The sequence below is a fragment of the uncultured Jatrophihabitans sp. genome, assembly GCF_964251945.1.
Taxonomy (GTDB): domain Bacteria; phylum Actinomycetota; class Actinomycetes; order Mycobacteriales; family Jatrophihabitantaceae; genus Jatrophihabitans.
Map to the genome: position 1 here is coordinate 42,699 of NZ_CAXULP010000009.1, position 19,014 is coordinate 61,712.

Genomic DNA, 19,014 nt, shown 5'->3' on the forward strand with positions numbered 1-19,014 from the left:
GTCAGTCCCTTCCTGCGCCGATCGTCTCGCTCGGCGCGCGCTGCGCCGTCGGCCCGTCCACGTCCCCGCCCCCGTCGTCCCCGTCTTGCTGATCCTCGTGCGCCGGCGCGGCCGACCGCAGGCGGGACAGCACCTGCTCGAACTCCGCCGTGAAGTTCCCGGAGTCGCTGCGGGCCAGGCCGCCGACGTGCACCACGGTAGGCGATCCGGTCCCGCCCGCGCCGCCCGGGACTATGCGCAACCACAGCCGACGTCGCCGCACGCCGAGTGAGCCGATCAGGCCCACCACCATGGCCAGCGCGGCGATCAGCAGGTAGCCCTGCGCGGGGTCGTGCGAGACCTGCAGGCTGGCCCAGGGGAGCCAGCCGTCGAAGGTCACCTGAACGCCGTTCTTCAGCGTCGCGGTCTGCTTCTCCTTCAACGTCAGCGTGCCGATCTGCTTCATTTTCGAGTGCGCCAGCGAATACACGCTCTGCTGCCCCGACCCACCGTTGAGGTCCCCTTCGTAGACGAACATCCCGAGCGCGGGGTCGTTGACCTGCGGCGAGGCCGACCGGACCACTCCGTCGGCCCCGGTGACCGGCGTCGGCGCGAAGAAGCCGCTGATGCCGATGTCCTGCTTCGCCCCGGCCGGCCCGGGCAGCTTGAAAGCGCCCTCGGAGTAGAGCGTCGACGCGTCGGTCGGGATGAACGCTTCGGTGCGCGTCTGCGTCGTGCCGTCCGGCATCCGGACGGTCACCTGCGGCGCGAAACCGTGCGAGATCAGATAGACCCGGTCGCCCTCGATGCGCAGCGGGTGGTTGACGCTGATCGAGGCGCGCTTCGTCGGGCCGTCGACCGAGGGTTGGTACACGACGTCGGCGCGGAACTCACTCGGCTCGCCGGACGCCGTATAGGTGGCGGTGAACTTCGTCAGGTCGTCGATGCAGAACGGCGCGGGCGCCACCCTGCCCTCGGCGGCGAACCGCCCCGGCTTCCACGCGTCGTACTGCGAGACGGTGTCGCAGAAGCCGTCGCCCTGCTTGAGCACCCGCTGGCCCTCGTAGGTGTAGAGCCGGCCGATCGCGATGAGCACCAGCGCGGCGAGCAGCGCGACGTGGAAGATCAGGTTGCCGGTCTCGCGCGAGTAGCCCTTCTCCGCCGATAGCGTCACCGCCCCGGACGGCTCCTCCCGTTGCGCGATCCGCCACCTGCGGCCGAGGGTCGCGCGGGCGGCTCGGGCGTAGTCGGCCGCCGGCGCCGACGTCTCGAACGAGCCCGACTCCGGCAGCTTGTCCAGGTTGCGCGGGGCGGGCAGCGGGGTGCGCGCCACCGCCCGGGCGTGCACCCGGATCCGCGGGATCAGGCAGCCGACGAGCGAGACGAACAGCAGCAGGTAGATCGCAGCGAACCAGGCCGACCCGAACACGTCGAACATGCCGATCGAGTCGAGGAAGCGCCCCCACCCGCCGTGCGCGGAGATGTAGGCGTCGGTCTTGCTCGGGTTCAGCGGACGCTGCGGCAGCAGCGAACCGGGCACCGCGGCGACGGCCAGCAGGAACAGCAAGATCAACGCCGTCCGCATGCTGGTCAGCCGACGCCAGACCGTCCGCAACGCGCGCAGCACCGGCCTCACACCTCGAAGCCGGACGCGGCGCCGACCTTCGCCCGCAGCGTGTCCATCAGCGTGTTCCACTCGCCGGTCACGAGCAGCACGCCGATGACGATGAGCAGCCCGCCGCCGACCATGCTGACGGCGCGCAAGTGCCGCCGGACGAAACCGAGCGCGCGGGCCACCCAGCCGAAGCCGAGCGCGACGAGCACGAAGGGGATGCCGAGGCCGAGGCAGTAGCAGGCCTGCAGGAATGCCCCGCGGCCGGCCGAGCCTTGCGTGTAGGCCAACGCGTTGACGGTGCCGAACGTCGGGGTCAGGCATGGCGCCCAGGCGAGGCCGAACACGACGCCGAGCAGCGGCGCGCCCAGCAGTCCGGCCTTCGGCAGCCGGCGCACCCGCCACTCGCGCTGCAGGAACGGGATCCCCCCGAGGAAGGCGAGGCCCATCACGATCGTCACGCCGCCGAGGACCCGCTCGATCACCACCGTGTGGGCGCGGATCGTCGAGCCGAACGCGCCGAACGCGAGACCCTGCACCACGAAGATCGCGGTGAAGCCGCAGACGAAGAGCAGCGCGCCGACCACCATCCGCCGCTGGCTCGGCTTCGCCGCCTCGCCGGACAGCCCCGCGACGTAGGACAGGTAGCCCGGCACCAGCGGCAACACGCACGGCGACAGAAAGCCGATCACGCCGACGAGCGCCGCGACGCCGGCCGCGGCCAGCAGCGGACCGTCGGTGACGGTGTGGGCGAAGCCGCCGGCGGCGAGCGGCAGCGCGGGAGGCATGGTCAGCGTTCCGCGAGCAGCTTGTCGAGCGCGGTCTGCAGATCCCGGTCGGCGAGCCGGACGATGTAGACGGCCGCGACCTTGCCCTGCTTGTCGATCAGCACGGTGAACGGCAGGGCCAGCTGCGGGATGTTGCCGAGCTTCAGCGCCACCTTGCCCGGCTGGTCGAAGACGATCGGGAAGCTGATCTTGTTCGTCGTGACGAAGTCCTCGGCGGCGGACTTGTCATCCTTGGTGTCGATGCCGACGAAGTCCACGCCGCGCGACTTGATCTTGCGGTAGAGCAGGTCGAACTGCGGGGTCTCCGTCTGGCATGGCCCGCACCAGGACGCCCAGAAGTTGAGCACCACGACCTTGCCCTTGGCCGCGGCCAGGCCGAATTTCGCACCGTCGAGCAGCGTGCCACTGGCGGGGCCGGCCGGCTCGCGTTGGGCCGCCGGGGTGACCGCGCCGAGCTTGTTCCCGCCGGTGAACTGATAGCTGGTCTGCTGCTGGGTGTCGACGGCGTCGCTGCCGCCGGTGCACGCCGACAGCGCCAACACCCCGAGGCAGACCAGGGCGGCGGCAAGCAGGCCGTGCAGGCGTTTCATCGCCGTCCAGTGTGCGTTATGACGTTCGTCGGCTCGGCGCCGGACTCAGGCCCCGCTCGGCCCGACACAGCAGGCGCACGGGGTCGGCTCAGGCGTCGGCTCAGGCCCCGGTCCCGCGGCCGCTCGGCAGCCGCGCCGCCGGCTCGACGTAGCCGATTCCGACGATCGTGTCACCGTCGAAGTGCAGCGACGTGACCGACGCGAGCGCGCACTGCCGACTGCGCGGGTCGTGCGCGAGCCGGAGCCCCTCGGCCTTGCGTCGCGCCGCGACCACCGGCAGCTGGTGGGTGACGCACACTGCCTCACGGCCGCCGGCGGCGTCGCGGGCGGCGCGGGCCGCGGCGAGCACCCGCTCGGCGATCTGCGTGTAGGGCTCGCCCCAGGACGGGCGCAGCGGGTTGAGGAAGTACTTCCAGTTGCCGGGATCGCGCAACAGGTTCTTGCCGCCGGCCACCGGTCGTCCCTCGAGCTTGCTGGCCGCCTCGATCAGCCGGTCGTCGGTGTGCAGCTCGAGCCCGGTGGCCGCGGCCAACGGCGCGGCGGTCTGCTGGGCGCGCTCCAGCGGCGAGGCGACGAGGTGCGCGACGTCGCGGGCCGCCAGCCAGTCGGCTGCCGCCTGCGCCTGCCGCTCGCCGAGCTCGCTGAGCCGAAAGCCTGGCAGCCGGCCGTAGAGGACGCCGTCCGGGTTGTGCACCTCGCCGTGCCGCAACAGATGGACGGTGCTCACCTGGCCATGCTGCCAGACGGCCGCTCCGGCCGTCCGGACCGACGTCGGTCGGGCAGGGCAGACGCGGCTGCCTTCGCCGCCGTCGGCAGGGCGCTCACGATGCGCTCGAAGGCAGGCTCGTCCATCGCCGCGTTGACGAACCACGCCTCGTACGGCGACGGCGGCAGATAGACGCCGGCGTCGAGCATCGCGTGGAAGAACGGCTTGTACCGGTAGGTCTGGGCGGCGCGCGCGCCGTCGAAGTCGCGCACCGGATCGGCGCTGAAGAACACCGACACCAGGTTGCCCGCGTACTGCACCTGGTGCACGACCCCCGCCTGCGTCAACGCCGCGCCCGCCAACTCACCCACTCGCCGGGCGTTCGCGTCCAGCCGCTCGTACACGGCGGCGTCGGCGAGCCGCAGCGTTGCGAGACCCGCGGCGACGGCCACCGGGTTCCCGGACAGCGTGCCCGCCTGGTAGACGGGCCCGGACGGCGCCAGCCGCGACATCACGTCGATACGGCCGCCAAACGCCGCCGCGGGCAGCCCGCCGCTCATCACCTTGCCGAAGGTGAACAGGTCCGCGTCGACCGGGTCCAGGCCGTACCAGCCGGTCGCTGACACGCGGAAGCCGGTCATCACCTCGTCCATGATCAACAACGCGCCGTGCGCGGCGGTGAGCTCGCGCAGCCCCGCGTTGAAGCCCGGGTCCGGGGGCACCGCGCCCATGTTGCCGGCGGCCGCCTCGGTGATCAGGCAGGCGATGTCCGCGCCGAACTCGGCGAAGCACGCGCCGACGGCCTCGAGGTCGTTGTAGGGCAGCACGATCGTCTCGGCGGTCTGCGCGCCGGTGACGCCCGGCGTGTCCGGCAGGCCCAGGGTCACGACGCCCGACCCCGCGGCGGCGAGCAGCGCGTCGACATGGCCGTGGTAGCACCCGGCGAACTTGACGACGCGGTGCCGGCCGGTGACGCCGCGGGCGAGGCGAATGGCCGACATCGTCGCCTCGGTCCCACTGTTGACGAGCCGGACCTGCTCGACGGGCCCGATCCGGCGCACGATCTCCTCCGCCAACTCGACCTCGCCGACGGTCGGCGTGCCGAAGGACAACCCGTGCGTCGCCGCCGCCCGGACCGCCGCGACGACCTCCGGATGCGCATGGCCGAGAATCATCGGCCCCCACGACGACACCAGGTCGACGTAGTCGCGGCCGTCCGCGTCGGTGATCAGCGGCCCGCGGCCGTCGACCATGAACCGCGGGGTGCCGCCGACCGCGCGAAAGGCGCGCACCGGCGAGTTCACCCCGCCGGGCGTGACGGCGAGCGCGCGGTCGAACAGGGCGGCGGACTGCGGCGACTCGGACACATCGCCCAGTCTGCCAACCGCTTTCGACTTGTCCTCGCCTCGCCGGGCTTGGGACCGACCCAGCGAGGACAACTTGCGGGGGATGGGCCAGGATCGTCGGCATGGACATCCGCAACGCCGTCGCCGTCGTCACCGGCGGCGCCTCCGGCCTGGGCCTGGCCACCGCGACTCGGCTCGCCGCGGCCGGCGCGCGGCCGGTGCTGATCGACCTGCCATCCGCACCAGGCGCCGACGAGCGCGCCGCCGCGATCGGCGGGGTGTTCGCTGCCGCCGACGTCACCGACGAGGCGCAGGTGGCCGCCGCGCTGGACATCGCGGCAGGCCTCGGCCCGTTGCGGGTGGCGGTGAACTGCGCCGGCATCGGCACGCCCGGCCGGGTGATCGGCAAGAGCGGCGTGCTGCCACTCGACCAGTTCGCCCGGGTCGTGACGGTGAACCTCGTCGGCACCTTCAACGTGCTTCGGCTTGCCGCAGAGCGCATGCTGGCGCTGGACCCGATCGGCCTTGCTGGCGAGGAGCGCGGGGTCATCGTCAACACCGCGTCGGCCGCCGCCTTCGACGGCCAGATCGGGCAGGCGGCCTACGCGGCGTCCAAGGGCGGCGTGGTCGGCATGACGCTGCCGATCGCGCGCGACCTCGCCGACAAGCTCATCCGGGTCATGACGATCGCGCCGGGCCTGTTCCGCACGCCGATGCTGGCCGGCCTGCCACAGGAGGCACAGGACTCGCTCGGCAACCAGGTGCCGCACCCGAGCCGGCTGGGCGACCCGAGCGAGTACGCCGCGCTGGTCGAGCACATCATCGCGAACCCGATGCTCAACGGCGAGGTGATCCGCCTGGACGGCGCGATCCGGATGGCGCCGCGCTAACCGGTCAACCGGTCAACTCGCGCTGCATCACGATCCGCCGAGCGACGCCGTCGAGGCCCAGGTCGCGTTGGCGCTGCCGGCGTCGTGACAACTCCGGGGTGCTCGGCTCGATCTCGACGAACCCGCGCCGGCGGTACCAGGGCCCGTTCCACGGCACGTCGGCGTAGGTCACGAGCGTGATCGCCGGGTAGCCGCGGCCGCGCGCCCAGTCGCAGGCGTGCTCGAGCAGCCGGCCGCCGATCCCGCGGCGCATCGATCCGGGCACGACCGCGATCTCGGCGAGATGCCCGACGCCGTCCACCTCGTCGACCTCGGCGAACGCGACGGGCGGCCGGCCGACGACGAACACGCGGGCCGTCTCGGTCCGGTTCTCCGGACGGTACGGCAGATCCGGCAACTCGTAACCGGCCACGCGGAACACGGTGTCGGCCCGTTCGGCGACCTCGGCGAGGTGCGCCAGATCGGCAGGCTCGAGGTCGCGGACGGCGTACTCGTCGGCCAGTTCCGCGCCGAGTATCCGCAGCACCTGGTCGGCGGCGCGGGTGAGCACGACGAGCTCGCGGGCGTCCGTCAGCTGGACGATCACCCCCGCGGCGCCGCGGGGCAGCCCGCTTTGCCAGCCGAGCACCGGCAGCGCGCCGTCGACGCCCGGCCGCGCTGCGGCGACGGCTGCGCGATCGATCACCTCGTCGCCGACGCGGATCTCGTCGACGGTGATCGTCAGCGAGTGCGTGGCATTCGCCGCGCGCACGACGAACGCGTCGATGCCGAGCACCAGCGCGACCGCGATCGCCCAGCCGGGCAAGTGCGCGACCCCGCCGCCCAGACTCAGGTCGAGGGCGAAGCCGGCGAGCAGCGCGGCGGCGAGTATCCATACGCTGCGGTATGTTCGGGCCCGCTCGGTGTAGGCCGGCGCCTGCTCGAGGGAGGACTCGACGGCGGCGCGCTCGCTCATCGCCAGATCGCTGTCGGGTCGAGTCTGGCGAGTCTCATGTCGACCGGCGGGCGACCTCGACGGCCCAGTAGGTGAGGATCACCGACGCGCCGGCGCGCTTGATCGAGGTCAGGGTCTCGGCGATGACGCGCTCGCGGTCGAGCCAGCCGCGTTCGGCGGCGGCCTCGACCATCGCGTATTCGCCGCTGATCTGATACGCCGCGACCGGCACCGGACTCGCGTCGGCCACCGCGCGTAATACGTCGAGGTATGGCAGCGCGGGCTTGACCATCACGAGATCAGCGCCCTCGGCGACGTCGGCCGCGACTTCGCCCAGCGCCTCGCTCACGAGCCGGCTCGCGTCCTGCTGATAGCTCGCGCGGTCGCCTTCCAGCGAGGAGTTGACGGCTTCCCGGAACGGGCCGTAGAAGCCCGACGCGTACTTCGGCGCGTAAGCGAGGATGCCGGTGTCGACGTGCCCGGCGTCGTCGAGCGCGTGCCGGACCGCGCCGACCTGGCCGTCCATCATTCCGCTGGCGCCGAGCAGATGGGCGCCGGCCTCGGCCTGCGCAATGCCCATCGCCGCGTAGCGCAGCAGCGTCGCGTCGTTGTCGACGCCGCCGGCGTCGTCGAGCACGCCGCAGTGGCCGTGGTCGGTGAACTCGTCCAGGCACAGGTCGGCCATCAGCACCGTCGCGTCGCCGAGTTCCGCGCGCAAGTTGCGCAGGGCGACGTTGAGCACGCCGTCGGGGTCGTCGGCAGCGGAGCCGGTCGCATCCTTGCGCTCGTCGGCCGGGACGCCGAAGATCATCAGGCCGCCGACGCCTGCGTCGACCGCGTCGACGGCCGCCTTGCGCAGCGACTCCTGCGAGTGCTGCAGCACGCCAGGCATGGACGAGATCGCGACCGGCTCGGCGAGGTCGTCCCGGACGAACATCGGCAGCACCAGATCGGACGGCCGGACAGCGACCGCGCTGACCAGCCGGCGCAGCGCGGCGGTGCGGCGCAGCCGGCGCGGCCGCCAGGTCGGAAACGGCGCAGGCTGCGGCAGGCTCACGCCGTCCGAGGCTACTCAGCCGCCACCATCCGCAAGTTGTCCTCGCCACCTCGGCCGCGAGCCCGGTTTAGCGAGGACAACTCGTCCGAGTCGGCAAACTCGACCACGGACCCAACCCGGCACGGCCCGGGCGCCGTACACCTTTCGTGAGCAGGACGAGCCGCCGGCGCGGGAGCGCGCCATGATCTCGGACGTGCGCAGCGTCGAGCGACCGGCGGGCGAGCCGGGCGACCCGCCGGACGACGGCGCGGCGGAGCTCGACTTCAGCGCGCACCTGCGCCCGATGTTCCGCCTCGCGGTCACCCTCAGCTCGTTGGACGAGGCCGACGACATCGTGCAGGACGCGCTCACTCGGGCCTGGGCGAAACGCCACCAGTTCGACCTCGGCCGCGGGTCGCTGCGCTCGTGGCTGCTCGCCATCGTGGCCGATCAGGCGCGCAGCCGATGGCGGCGGCCGCAGCCGATCTGGGAGGTCCTCGACCCCGGCTCGCTGACCACCCCGGCCGCCGGCGAGGTGGGTGCGGACCTTCGGCAGGCGGTCGCCGCGCTACCGCAACGCCAGCGCGCGGCGGTCATCCTGCACCACTTCGTCGACCTGCCGGTGACAGAGGTCGCCGCCCTCATGCGGTGCGCGCCGGGCACGGTCAAGTCGACCCTGCACGACGCCCGCAAGGCACTCGCGATCGCGTTGGGAGAGTCCTATGCCCGGGATTGACGAGCTGTTGCGCGCTGAGGGCGAACGGTGGCGGGTCGAGGTCGACGGCCGTTGCCCGACGACGGCCGCGGCGCCGATGAGCGCGGCGCCTGCGGCCGTGGCGCCTGCGACGTCTGCAACGACACGGGCGCCTAGGACGGCGCGGCCCCGACGGCTGCCGCCCCGCCGGGTCCTGCTGTGGTCGGCGTCGCTGTCGGCCGTCGCGGCGTCGGTTGTCCTCGCCGTCGCCGCCCTGACCGCCGACGGCGGGGGCGGCACCGACCGGACCGCCAGCAGCTCATCTGCCGCGGCGGCCGCGAAGGCGCCCGCCCAAAGGGCCAGGAATGCCGCCCCGGTCAGCGCGGGAGGCATGGCCGACCTCCAAGCGGGGGCGGGCCGCGTCCCGTCCGCGAGGCCGACCGTCCGCCCCGCCTCGTCGTCGCTGATCCTCACGGGCACGATGTCGTTATCGGTCCGCTCGAACGCCGCGGTCGACACCGCGGCCACCCGGGCCACGGGGATCGCCGACGGCGCGGGCGGCCGCGTCGACGCCGACTCCCGCAGCTCGGCCAATCATGACGCGACGTCCACCGCCACCCTGGTGCTTCGCGTCCCGAACGCCGCGTTGCCCTCGGTGGCCGACCGGCTCGCAGCGCTCGGCACGGTGCGCTCGCGGAATCTACAGACCAAAGACGTCACCACTGAGGTCGCCGACGTCAACTCCCGGGTGACCAGTGCGCGCGCGGCCATCGCCGGGCTCACCCGGCTCTACACCCGAGCGAACACGGTGCGCGACCTCATCACCGTCGAGTCGGCGCTCACCGCCCGGCAGAGCGACCTCGAAGCACTCGAGGCCCAGCAGCGCACGCTCTCGGCGCAGACCAGCCTGGCCACCCTGACGGTGTCGATCGACGTCCGGGCGCCCGCGACGGCCAAGCACACCGCGCATCGCGGCGGGTTCACCGGCGGCCTGCACAACGGTTGGCACGCATTCACCGCGACGCTGCACGCGATCGCGACCGGCGTCGGGGCGGCACTTCCGTTCCTGGTGGTCGTGCTGATCATCGGGGCCGGCGGCGCACTCGCCATCCGCCGCCGGCAGCCGCGACCGTCGCCCGACCCGGAGCCCTGACCGCGATGGGCTACCGGGACGCGCGGCGGGCTGCCGTGCGCGCGGACTTCTTCGCCGCCACGGCGGCCGCCTTCTCCTTCTCCTCCGCGGCGCGGGCCACGGCGAACTCGGCGAGCGCGTCGATCAGCGCGGGCACGGTAGCCGCCTCCGGCTGGACGTCCACCCGCAGGCCGAACTCGCGCGCGGTCGCCGCGGTGTGCGGGCCGATGCACGCCACGACCGTCCGAGCGTGCGGCTTGCCGGCGATGCCGACGAGGTTGCGCACGGTCGAGGACGAGGTGAAGCAGACCGCCTGGAACCCGCCGGACTTGATGGCGTCGCGGATCTCGGCGGCCGGCGGCGCGGCGCGCACGGTGCGGTACGCCGTCACATCGTCGATCTCCCACCCGAGCTCGCGCAGACCGGCGACGAGGGTCTCGGTCGCGATGTCGGCGCGCGGGAGCAGCACCCGGTCGATCGGGTCGAGCACCTCGTCGTACGGCGGGAACTCGGCGAGCAACCCCTCCGACGACGCGTGTTCCTCGGCCGGCACCAGCTCCGGCTCGATGCCGAACGCGCGCACCGCCTCCGCCGTCGACTCGCCCACGCAGCCGATCTTCACGCCGGCGAAGGCACGGGCGTCGAGGCCGAACTCGGTGAACTTCTCGCGCACCGCGCGCACCGCGTTCGTCGAGGTGAACACGACCCACTCGTAACGGCCGGTGACCAGGCCCTTGATCGCGCGTTCCATCTGGGTGGGCGTGCGCGGCGGCTCGACGGCGATCGTCGGGACCTCGACCGGCACCGCGCCGTGGCCGCGCAGCCGCTCGCTCATCGCGCCGGCCTGCTCCTTCGTCCGCGGCACGAGGACCCGCCAGCCGTACAGCGGCCGGGACTCCCACCACGCGAGCTTGTCCCGCGCCGCGGCGGCCTTGCCGACCGTGACGACCAGCCGGCCGGACATCCCGGCGGCGGTCAGCTCGAGGTCCCCGAGCTGGCCCGCGGCCGTCTGCTGGCCGGTGGTGGTCCCGTTGCAGGACACGCTCGCCGGGCTGTCGGGCTTGCGGCCGTAGGCGACGAGTTGCTCGGCGACGCGCGCGACGTCGGCCGCGTCCAGGGTCAGCACGAGCGTGCCCGGAGCGGCCGCCAGCGCCTCGAAGTCGGCGCCCTGCGCGTCGTCGAGGTCCGCCTCGGTGCGCACCGCGCCGACCGGCACGCCCGCGTAGGCCGCAGTGCCTGCGCCGAGCGCCAGGCCCGGCACCACCGCGAACGGCACGACCGTCTTGGCGACGGCGAGCACCTCCTTCACCAGCCGGTCGTCGGCGAACGGGTCGCCAACGCTCAGCCGCACGACCGTCTCGCCGTTGCGGGCCTCGGCGAGCAGCGCCTTGGCGGTCTCGGCGGGCGTCGACTCGGCCAGCCGGACCCGGTCGCCGGCCAGGGCGCGGATCACCTGCGGCACCGCGTCGTCGGCGACGACCACGCCGGCGGCGGCGAGGGCCGTCACCGCCGCCGTCGTGAGCAGGGCCGGATCGCCGGGGCCGGATCCCACGAAAGTGATTCGTCCGACGGTCTTCCGCGCGCGGGTCATGTGGAGCTCCCCATCAAGGTGTCAGCACCGTCGGCGATCAGTTCGGCGGCAAGCCGCCGCCCCACGCCGTCGGCATCGGTCATAGGCCCGGTGGCGGACAGTCGGACGGCGTCGCTGCCGTCCACCGCCGTCACCGAACCGCGTAGAAACACTTCTGCGCCGCCGTCGTCGTCCTCGGCGATCTCGGCCAGCGCGCCTACCGGCGCGGAGCAACCGGCCTCGAGCGCGGCGAGCAGCGACCGCTCGGCGGCGACTGCCGCGCGGGCGTCCGCGTCGTTGAGCGCGGCGAGCGCGGCGAACGCGGCTTCGTCGTCTGCCCGGCACTCGAGCGCGAGCGCGCCCTGGGCCGGGGCAGGCAGCATCTGGATCGGGTCGAGCACTTCGGTCGCCTCGCCGGCGCGGCCGAGCCTGCGCAACCCGGCGTAGGCGAGCACGACGGCGTCCAGTTCGCCGTCGGCGACCTTGCGCAAGCGGGTGTCGACGTTGCCGCGCAGCGGCACGACCGCCAGGCCGAGGCCGAGCGCGTGCAGCTGCGCCGCGCGCCGCGGCGACCCTGTCCCGACCCGCGACCCCGCCGGGAGCTCGCCGAGGGTGAGGCCGTCGCGGGCCACCAACGCGTCGCGCGGGTCCTCGCGGGACGGCACCGCCGCGACGGCGATGCCCTCGGCGGTCGCGGTGGGGAGGTCCTTGTACGAGTGGACGGCGACATCGATGCGGTCCTCGATGAGCGCGGCGCGCAACGCGGTCACGAAGACGCCGGTGCCGCCGATCTCGGTGAGCGCGGCGCTCGACCGGTCGCCCTCGGTCACGATCGACACGATCTCGACTGCCGGGCCGAGCAGATCGGCGATCGTCTTGGTCTGCGTGCGGGCCAGCGCGGACGCGCGGGTGCCGACCCGCAGAGTGCGGGGGAACGCGCTCATCCGGGGCCGCCAGGTCGGGTCTTGCGGACGGCGGCGACCGCCTCGGCGGCGGCCGGGTCGAGATCGAACAGCTCGCGCAGCGCCTCGGCGTACTGGTCGCCGCCGGGCATCGAGGCGAGCTCCTTGACCCGGACGGTCGGCGCGTGCAACACCTTCTCGACGGCGCGGCGCACGGCGTCGGCGACCTCGCGGCGCTGCGCCGGCTCGAGGTTGGGCACCCGGCCGTCCAGCCGCCGCAGCTCCGCGTCGATCACCTGGTTCGCCCGGGCGCGCAGCGCGGTGACGGTGGGCGCGACGGCCAGCTGTTGCTGGGCGGCGAGGTGGTCGCGCAGCTCGTCGGCGATGATCGCCGTCGCGGCCGCGACCTCGGCGTCGCTGACCGACGCGCCGCTGCTGCGCAGCGCCTCCAGGTCGAGGTAGGTGACGCCGGGCAGCGTGCCGACCGCGGGGTCGACGTCGCGGGGCAGGGCGATGTCCAGCACGACCAGCGGCCGGCCCGCGCGGTCGCCGACGGCGTCTGCCTCGATGACGAGCCCGGTGGAGCCGGTGCAACTGAGGACCAGGTCTGCTGCGCCCAGCTCGACCGCGAGGTCGCACATCGGCGCGGCGCGGCCGGCCAGGGACGTCGCGAGCCGGGCAGCGTTTTCGGGCGAGCGGTTGGCGATCACGATGTCGGTCGCGCCGCGGCCGCGCAGCGTCGCGCCGGCGAGCGCGCCCATCGAGCCTGCGCCCACGATCAGCGCGCGCCGGTCGACCAGCGTGCCGAGGACGTCCTGCGCGCGGTCCAGCGCGACAGACACGACCGACGCGCCGGCGCGGTCGATTCCGGTGTCGGAGTGCACCCGCTTGCCGACCCGCAGCGCGGTCTGCGCGAGGCCGTGCAGCACGGTGCCCGCCGTGCCCATCTCGGTGCCGAGCGCGTAGGCGGCGCGCAGTTGGCCAAGGATCTGCGATTCGCCGATCACCATCGAGTCCAGCCCGGCCGCGACGGTGAACATGTGCTCGGCGGCCGCCTCGGCGAAGTGCACGTACAAGTGGTCGGACAGGTCCGCGACCGCGAGCCCCGAGTGCCGGGCGAGCACCGTGCCGATCTCCGCGACGGCCGGGTGGAAGCGCGCGACGTCGGCGTAGACCTCGACGCGGTTGCACGTCGACAGCAGCAGCACCTCGCTGATCGTCTCGCCGTTGTGCAGTTCGTCGAGAGTCTTGCGGACGTCGTCGACCGGCAGCGACACGCATTCCAGGACTGGCACCGGAGCGGTGCGGTGCGAAAGCCCGACGACTAAAAGCGTCATCCCTGGGCCACCCGGGTCGACCGCTCGATCGCCTTGCGGGTCTCGTGGAAGGAGAGGATCTGCAGCTCGGCGGCGAGGTCGACCTTGCGCAGGTCGACGTGCGGCGGCACGGCCAGCACCACCGGCGCGAAGTTCAGGATGCTGGTGACGCCGGCCCCGACGAGCTGGTCGCAGACGTCCTGGGCGGCAGATCCGGGCACGGCCAAGACGGCGATCGTGATCTCGTGCTCGGCGACCAGTTCGGCCAGCTCGGCTGCGTCCCGAACGGGCAGGCCGTGCACCACGCGGCCCACGCGCTGCGGATCGGCGTCGACCAACGCGGCGATCCGGAACCCTCGCGAGGCGAAGCCCGCATAGCCGGCGAGCGCCTCACCGAGGTGGCCGACCCCGACGAGCACGACATTGCGGTGCACGGTGAGCCCGAGCGTGCGCGAGATCTGCTCGGTGAGGGTGGTGACGTCGTAGCCGACCCCGCGGATGCCGTAGGAGCCGAGATATGAGAGGTCCTTGCGCAGCTTGGCCGAGTTCACCCCGGCGGCCACGGCGAGTTCCTCCGAAGACACGGTGGCCACGGCTCGCTCGGCCAGGATTGACAGCACGCGCAGGTAGGTCGCCAGCCTGGCGACCGTGGCCTCGGGCACCCGGCTGTCGCCGGACGCGCGGCCCACGCGCGGCTCAGTCATCGGCACCCTCGAGGCGACTCGGCGCTCGCGCTGCGGAGGCGGTCCGTCGACTTGCGACAGCACCCCGGGACGCGCGGCCGGACCCGTGTGGTAGAAGCGGATTGATCGAGAGCGAACGCTACGCCGCTCGTGAAAGTTTTCCCAAATCGCGGCGGGCGTGCTATTGGCGTTGTCGCAGCCGTCGTCAGCGCCGCAGTCGCGGTTTCGCTGTCGTCAACGGGCGAGGCGGGCGCGCAGCCGCGCCTCCTCGACGCGCCAGTACCCGTGCTCCTTGCCGTCGACCACGATCACCGGCACCCGGTCGGAGAACGCCGCCAGCAACGCCGGCGCGGCGTCGACGTCCACCTCGTCGTAGCCGAAGCCCAGCTCCGCGGCCAGCGAGCGCAACACGCTTTCGGCCTCTGCGCAGAGGTGGCAGCCAGCCCGCGTGACGAGCGTGACGCGGTGATCGCGGGGCGGCATCGGCGCTCGGCTCCGTTCGAGGACAGGACGACGGTAGGACAACCGACCGAGTTCGGGTTAGCGTTATAGCGATCTTCGCACGGGAACCTTTCAGTTCTGACCGCCGCTGAGGAGCTTGCTGTGTCGCCTGGCGCCGTGCCGTCGCGCCAGCTGCGACCTGCCCGGATGCCTGGTCCTGCGGCGCCGCCAGCACCGTCGTCGGCTGGGTTGCGGGAGCTGTTCGAGCTGCTCAACGACGCGCTGGCCGCAACGGTTACGCGCCGGTCCGGCGTGGCCGCGGCGGCCTGTGCTGGTTCTCCCGGCGGGTTCGCGATGGCGTCGCTCGGGACGGACCTGTCGACCGGCCGCGGTCGGCGTCGGGCGAGCCGTTCGGCGCAGCCCGCGTCCGGCCCGCAGCCGGAACCGCGCGCCGGACCGGGCGAACCGGGTTCGGACGGGGCAGCTGGGGTCGATGCGGAGCACGCCGAGATCTGGCAGCTGGTGCGGCGCGCGCAGGACGGCGACGGCGAGGCGTTCGGCCAGCTCTACGACCGCTATGTCGACGTCGTCTTCCGCTTCATCTACTACCGGGTCAACGATCGCGCGCTCGCCGAGGACTTCACCAGCGAGACGTTCCTGCGGGCGCTGCGCCGCATCAGCGGCATCAGCTACCAAGGCCGAGACATCGGCGCCTGGTTCGTGACCATCGCCCGCAACATCGTGCTCGACCACGTGAAGTCCGCGCGCAACCGGCTCGAGACGCCGACCGCGGACACCCTCGAAGGTCGGGAGCGCCAGCCGAGCACCGAGAGCGCGGTGCTCGCCCACCTGCAGTCCGAGCAGCTCATGGCGGCGGTGTCCCAACTCGGCGGCGATCAGCGCGAATGCGTTCTGCTGCGCTTCGTGCAGGGCATGTCGGTCAGCGAGACAGCGCAGATCATGGGCAAGAACGACGGCGCGATCAAGGCGCTCCAGCACCGTGCCGTGCGCAAGCTCGCTGATCTGGTCGGAAACGAGCTCAGATGACCGGGTTGCTGAGTAACGAACCGCGGCGCCGCTCGTTGATCTCGGCGGACCGCATACCGCGGACCTGCCGGCATCGCGGCATGCAGATTCGCCTGGGAGGCCGCCGACATGCGTGAGCATCGCGTTCCCCTGCGGGGCGGCTCGCTGCGCCGGCGCCGGCATCCCGACCCCGATCGGTCCGCCGACCCACGGGTCCAGGCGGTTCTCGCCGGCCTGCGGGCAGCGCCCGCGCCCTCGCCGCGGGCCCACTTTCGCGCGGAACTGCGCGCCCAACTCGTCGCCGTCGCACCCAGGATCGTCGCCGAGGGCGAGCCGACCCTCGCCACCCGGCCGACAACCGAGCCGGCGGCGGCCGACCCGGGCAGCGTCCGCGCGGCCGGCCGCCCGACGCCTGGCGCGACTCGGCGTCGGGACGCCGCCAGCCGAGGCGCCCGGAACGGCTCCGCGCACGGCGCCCGACACGGCGACGGCGTGCTCGCCGGCCACGGTCTCGCCGCGGCGCTGGCCCGGCCGTTGAAGATCAGCGCGGCCGCCCTGCTCGTCCTCGCGCTCGCACTCGGCGGGGCGGTCTGGCTCAGCCGCGGCTCGTTGCCCGGCGACGCGCTCTACGGCCTCAAGCGCGCCAGCGAGAACCTTCAGCTGGCCACCGCATCCGGGCCGACCGACAAGGCGCACGACTACCTGGGCTTCGCCGGCACGCGGGTGGGCGAGGTGCAGGACCTCCTCGACCAGTCGTCCACCTCCAGCCTCGGGCGCGGGCCGTCGGCGGCCGGGGCCGTCGACGCGCACACCGCGAAGCTGGTCACGGACACGCTTGGCGCCGCCGACTCGGACGTGCGCTCGGCGGCCGCGCTGCTCGGCAAGCAGGCCGTGTCCACGCGCTCGGCCACCCCGCTCGCGGTCCTGACCACGTGGGCCCCGGCCCAGCTCGCGCGCTTGCAAACGGTCGCGGGCCGGCTGCCGGGCGGCTCGCTCAAGCAGCGGATCGTGGCGTCCGAGGCTGTTGTCCAGACCGCGAACAGCCGGGCGAGCGCGCTCGAGCGGACTGCGCCCTGCGGCTCGCAGCACGGCGCCGACGAGTTCGGGCCGATTCCAGGGGCCGCGTGCTCGGCGCAGAACACGCCGTCGACCTCGGCTCCTCCGTTGCCCGGCACGGCCAGCACGCGCGGCGCGCCCCGGGCGCACACCCCGCGGGTGTCCGCGCCGAAGAACTCCGGCCACGCAGGCGGCAGTGGCCTGACCGGCTCGATCGGCGGCGGGTCCAGCACGTCGCCGGCGGCGCCGCGCCTGCCGATCACGTCGGCGCCCAAGTTGCCGATCACCGGCGGCTCGTGCGGGATCAGCGCGTCGCTCGGCGGCGCCGGCGTCGGGGTCGGCGTATGCACCCCCGGGGTTCAGGTGTCGACGCCGACGGTGAAGTAGCCCGAGCGCAGCGGTATCTCGTTACCCTGGCGCGCATGGCGACGGGCCCCGACGTTTCCGACCCGTCGGCCGCCGCTTTCTTCGATGTCGACAACACGATGATGGTCGGCGCGTCGATCTTCCACTTCGCGAAGGGCATGGCGGCGCGCGACTTCTTCTCCTGGCGTGACCTGCTGTCCTTCACCGCCCGCCAGGCCCGCCTGCGCCTCGGCGGGGAGAACTCCGCCGACATGCACACCACCCGCGAGTCGGCGCTCGCGTTCGTGGCCGGGAAAAAGGTGGCGGAGATCGTCGCGCTCGGCGAGGAGATCTACGACGAGGAGATGTCCGATCGGATCTGGCGTGGAACGCACGCGCTGGCGAAGCTGCACCTGGAGGCGGGCCAGCGGGTGTGGCTGGTGACCGCCACACCGGTCGAGCTCGCCCGGATCATCGCCGAGCGGCTCGAGCTGACCGGCGCGCTGGGCACGGTCGCCGCGTCCGTCGACGGCGTCTACACCGGCCGGCTCGTCGGCGACGTGCTGCACGGCGAGGCGAAGGCCGCTGCGGTCCGGGCCCTCGCCGCGCGCGAAGGCCTCGACCTGGCGCACTGCTCGGCGTATTCGGACTCGATCAACGACCTGCCGATGCTGTCGATGGTGGGCCGGGCGGTCGCCGTCAATCCGGACTCGGCGCTGCGCGCGGAGGCGAGGGCGCGCGGATGGGAGATCCGCGATTTCCGCGCCGGCCGCAAGGCCGCGCGCATCGGGATTCCGGCAGCGCTCGGCCTCGGCGCGACGGCGGGCGGCGTCGCCGCGACGATCGCGGCGCGACGCAGCCTCAGCGCCAGACGGACCGGCGCTGGGTCAGCAGCCGGTACAACGCGCTCTGGATGGTCTCGCGGACCCGGTCGGTGAGGTCGAAGACGGTGACGGGGTCCTCGGCGGCGTCCGGGGCGTAGCAGTCGGTCTCGATCGGCGCGCCGAACTCGATGTACCACTTGCTCGGCAGCGGCACCAATCCCAGCGGGCCGAGCCAGGGGAACGTCGGGGTGAGCGGGAAGTAGGGCAGGCCGAGCACCCGGGCGACGGTGCGCGCGTTGCCCAGCACCGGGTGGATCTCCTCGGCGCCGATGATCGACACCGGGATGATCGGGACCTGCGCCTTGAGCGCGGCGTACACGAATCCGCCGCGGCCGAAGCGCTGCAGCTTGTAGCGGTCCCGGAAAAGCTTGCCGATGCCCTTGAAGCCCTCGGGCCAGACGCCGACGAGTTCGCCGGCGGCGAGCAGCCGCTCGACGTCGCGGGCGCACGCGAGGGTCGCCCCGGTCTTGCGGGCGAACGCGCCGAGGCCCGGGGTCCGGAAGACGAGGTCGGCGCCGAGCATGCGCAGATAGCGGCGCTGCGGGTGCTCCCGGCGGACGGCGAGCGCGGTCATCGCGGCGTCCATCGGCCAGAGGCCGCCGGCGTGATTGGCCACCAGCAGCGCGGCGCCCTGCGCCGGGATGTTCTCGACGCCGTTGACCTCGACCCGGAACCACCTGTCATACAACGGGCCGAGCAGCGGCACGACGACGTGCTCGGTCAGGTCCTGGTCGAATCCGAACTCGTCGATCGCGTAGTCGCCCGTCATCCGGCGCCGCAGCACGGCGAGCACGTCGGCGACGCTGGCCTCCCAACTCGCCGGCGTCCCGTCGGGCCCCGGCATCTCGGCCCGCTCGCCCGGCCCAAGGTCGACCAGCCCGGGCTCGACCGGGCTGGTCTCGCCCGGTGCGGGCAGCGCATGCACCGAAGCGCCGGCGCCGCCAGAACCGGAGCCGCAGCCGGAGCCGGCAAAATCGTGCGCGCCGAGCAGCGCACGGCTGCGCCGGTCGGCCGCGCGGCGTTCGCGTGCCGGCGCGTTGTCGTCATCGGCGTGCAGCGGGATGACGCGGGCCTGCGGTGTCTC

The 19,014-nt window shown here is 73.3% G+C and carries 19 protein-coding genes; 6 read left to right on the plus strand and 13 right to left on the minus strand.

Annotated elements, in window-relative coordinates; genetic code table 11:
- Nucleotide 1: 1 nt before the first annotated feature.
- The 5 genes from ACFFBG_RS15755 to hemL form a co-directional block, all read right to left on the minus strand.
- The gene (locus ACFFBG_RS15755) at nucleotides 2–1,606 is read right to left on the minus strand and encodes a cytochrome c biogenesis protein ResB (RefSeq protein WP_375480403.1); all 1,605 of its coding nucleotides are present in this window, start codon (nucleotides 1,604–1,606) and stop codon (nucleotides 2–4) included.
- A 5-nt stretch (nucleotides 1,607–1,611) separates the two neighbouring features.
- Nucleotides 1,612–2,379 (minus strand): cytochrome c biogenesis CcdA family protein, encoded by a 768-nt coding sequence (locus tag ACFFBG_RS15760; protein ID WP_375480405.1) that lies wholly within the window; start codon nucleotides 2,377–2,379, stop codon nucleotides 1,612–1,614.
- Nucleotides 2,380–2,381: 2 nt separating this feature from the next.
- Nucleotides 2,382–2,969: a TlpA family protein disulfide reductase gene (locus tag ACFFBG_RS15765; RefSeq protein WP_375480407.1), complete on the minus strand. Its 588-nt coding sequence runs from the start codon at nucleotides 2,967–2,969 to the stop codon at nucleotides 2,382–2,384.
- A 100-nt stretch (nucleotides 2,970–3,069) separates the two neighbouring features.
- On the minus strand, nucleotides 3,070–3,696 hold the full coding sequence (locus ACFFBG_RS15770; protein ID WP_375480409.1) for a histidine phosphatase family protein: 627 nt from the start codon (nucleotides 3,694–3,696) through the stop codon (nucleotides 3,070–3,072).
- On the minus strand, nucleotides 3,693–5,042 hold the full coding sequence (hemL, locus tag ACFFBG_RS15775) for a glutamate-1-semialdehyde 2,1-aminomutase (protein WP_375480411.1): 1,350 nt from the start codon (nucleotides 5,040–5,042) through the stop codon (nucleotides 3,693–3,695). The genes ACFFBG_RS15770 and hemL overlap by 4 nt, the downstream gene beginning before the upstream one ends.
- 101 nt (nucleotides 5,043–5,143) lie before the next feature.
- Between hemL and ACFFBG_RS15780 the strand changes: the two genes are divergently transcribed.
- A complete protein-coding gene (locus ACFFBG_RS15780; RefSeq protein WP_375480413.1) occupies nucleotides 5,144–5,911 on the plus strand; it encodes an SDR family NAD(P)-dependent oxidoreductase in 768 nt (255 codons plus the stop codon).
- Nucleotides 5,912–5,915: 4 nt separating this feature from the next.
- Here the strand turns inward: ACFFBG_RS15780 and ACFFBG_RS15785 are convergent, their stop codons facing one another.
- Nucleotides 5,916–6,866 carry a GNAT family N-acetyltransferase gene (locus tag ACFFBG_RS15785; protein ID WP_375480415.1) on the minus strand — a complete coding sequence of 317 codons (951 nt, stop codon included), beginning with the start codon at nucleotides 6,864–6,866 and terminating at the stop codon, nucleotides 5,916–5,918.
- Between the two features lie 34 nt (nucleotides 6,867–6,900).
- Nucleotides 6,901–7,902 carry a porphobilinogen synthase gene (hemB, locus tag ACFFBG_RS15790; RefSeq protein ID WP_375480417.1) on the minus strand — a complete coding sequence of 334 codons (1,002 nt, stop codon included), beginning with the start codon at nucleotides 7,900–7,902 and terminating at the stop codon, nucleotides 6,901–6,903.
- A gap of 181 nt (nucleotides 7,903–8,083) precedes the next feature.
- Between hemB and ACFFBG_RS15795 the strand changes: the two genes are divergently transcribed.
- The gene (locus ACFFBG_RS15795; protein WP_375480419.1) at nucleotides 8,084–8,617 is read left to right on the plus strand and encodes an RNA polymerase sigma factor; all 534 of its coding nucleotides are present in this window, start codon (nucleotides 8,084–8,086) and stop codon (nucleotides 8,615–8,617) included.
- Entirely contained in the window at nucleotides 8,604–9,728 is a 1,125-nt protein-coding gene (locus ACFFBG_RS15800) for a DUF4349 domain-containing protein (protein ID WP_375480421.1), read from the plus strand. The genes ACFFBG_RS15795 and ACFFBG_RS15800 overlap by 14 nt, the downstream gene beginning before the upstream one ends.
- A gap of 10 nt (nucleotides 9,729–9,738) precedes the next feature.
- Here the strand turns inward: ACFFBG_RS15800 and ACFFBG_RS15805 are convergent, their stop codons facing one another.
- The 5 genes from ACFFBG_RS15805 to ACFFBG_RS15825 form a co-directional block, all read right to left on the minus strand.
- Nucleotides 9,739–11,298, minus strand: a complete 1,560-nt coding sequence (locus ACFFBG_RS15805) for a uroporphyrinogen-III synthase (protein ID WP_375480423.1) — start codon at nucleotides 11,296–11,298, stop codon at nucleotides 9,739–9,741.
- A complete protein-coding gene (gene hemC, locus ACFFBG_RS15810) occupies nucleotides 11,295–12,221 on the minus strand; it encodes a hydroxymethylbilane synthase (RefSeq protein WP_375480425.1) in 927 nt (308 codons plus the stop codon). The genes ACFFBG_RS15805 and hemC overlap by 4 nt, the downstream gene beginning before the upstream one ends.
- The gene (locus tag ACFFBG_RS15815; protein ID WP_375480427.1) at nucleotides 12,218–13,516 is read right to left on the minus strand and encodes a glutamyl-tRNA reductase; all 1,299 of its coding nucleotides are present in this window, start codon (nucleotides 13,514–13,516) and stop codon (nucleotides 12,218–12,220) included. Before ACFFBG_RS15815 ends, hemC begins: the two co-directional genes overlap by 4 nt.
- Entirely contained in the window at nucleotides 13,513–14,199 is a 687-nt protein-coding gene (locus ACFFBG_RS15820; protein WP_375480429.1) for a redox-sensing transcriptional repressor Rex, read from the minus strand. The genes ACFFBG_RS15815 and ACFFBG_RS15820 overlap by 4 nt, the downstream gene beginning before the upstream one ends.
- 213 nt (nucleotides 14,200–14,412) lie before the next feature.
- Entirely contained in the window at nucleotides 14,413–14,661 is a 249-nt protein-coding gene (locus ACFFBG_RS15825; RefSeq protein ID WP_375480431.1) for a glutaredoxin family protein, read from the minus strand.
- 165 nt (nucleotides 14,662–14,826) lie between these two features.
- On the opposite strand from ACFFBG_RS15825, the gene ACFFBG_RS15830 reads away from it, so the two are divergent.
- The 3 genes from ACFFBG_RS15830 to ACFFBG_RS15840 all read left to right on the plus strand — a co-directional run bounded on the left by ACFFBG_RS15830 (nucleotide 14,827) and on the right by ACFFBG_RS15840 (nucleotide 17,984).
- Nucleotides 14,827–15,666: a sigma-70 family RNA polymerase sigma factor gene (locus ACFFBG_RS15830; protein WP_375480433.1), complete on the plus strand. Its 840-nt coding sequence runs from the start codon at nucleotides 14,827–14,829 to the stop codon at nucleotides 15,664–15,666.
- Nucleotides 15,667–15,774: 108 nt separating this feature from the next.
- Nucleotides 15,775–17,088, plus strand: a complete 1,314-nt coding sequence (locus ACFFBG_RS15835; RefSeq protein ID WP_375480435.1) for a DUF5667 domain-containing protein — start codon at nucleotides 15,775–15,777, stop codon at nucleotides 17,086–17,088.
- A gap of 35 nt (nucleotides 17,089–17,123) precedes the next feature.
- Nucleotides 17,124–17,984 (plus strand): HAD family hydrolase, encoded by an 861-nt coding sequence (locus ACFFBG_RS15840; protein WP_375480437.1) that lies wholly within the window; start codon nucleotides 17,124–17,126, stop codon nucleotides 17,982–17,984.
- On the opposite strand, the gene ACFFBG_RS15845 is transcribed toward ACFFBG_RS15840, so the two are convergent.
- A complete protein-coding gene (locus ACFFBG_RS15845) occupies nucleotides 17,908–18,855 on the minus strand; it encodes a lysophospholipid acyltransferase family protein (protein WP_375480439.1) in 948 nt (315 codons plus the stop codon). The genes ACFFBG_RS15840 and ACFFBG_RS15845 overlap by 77 nt on opposite strands.
- Between the last annotated feature and the right edge of the window lie 159 nt (nucleotides 18,856–19,014).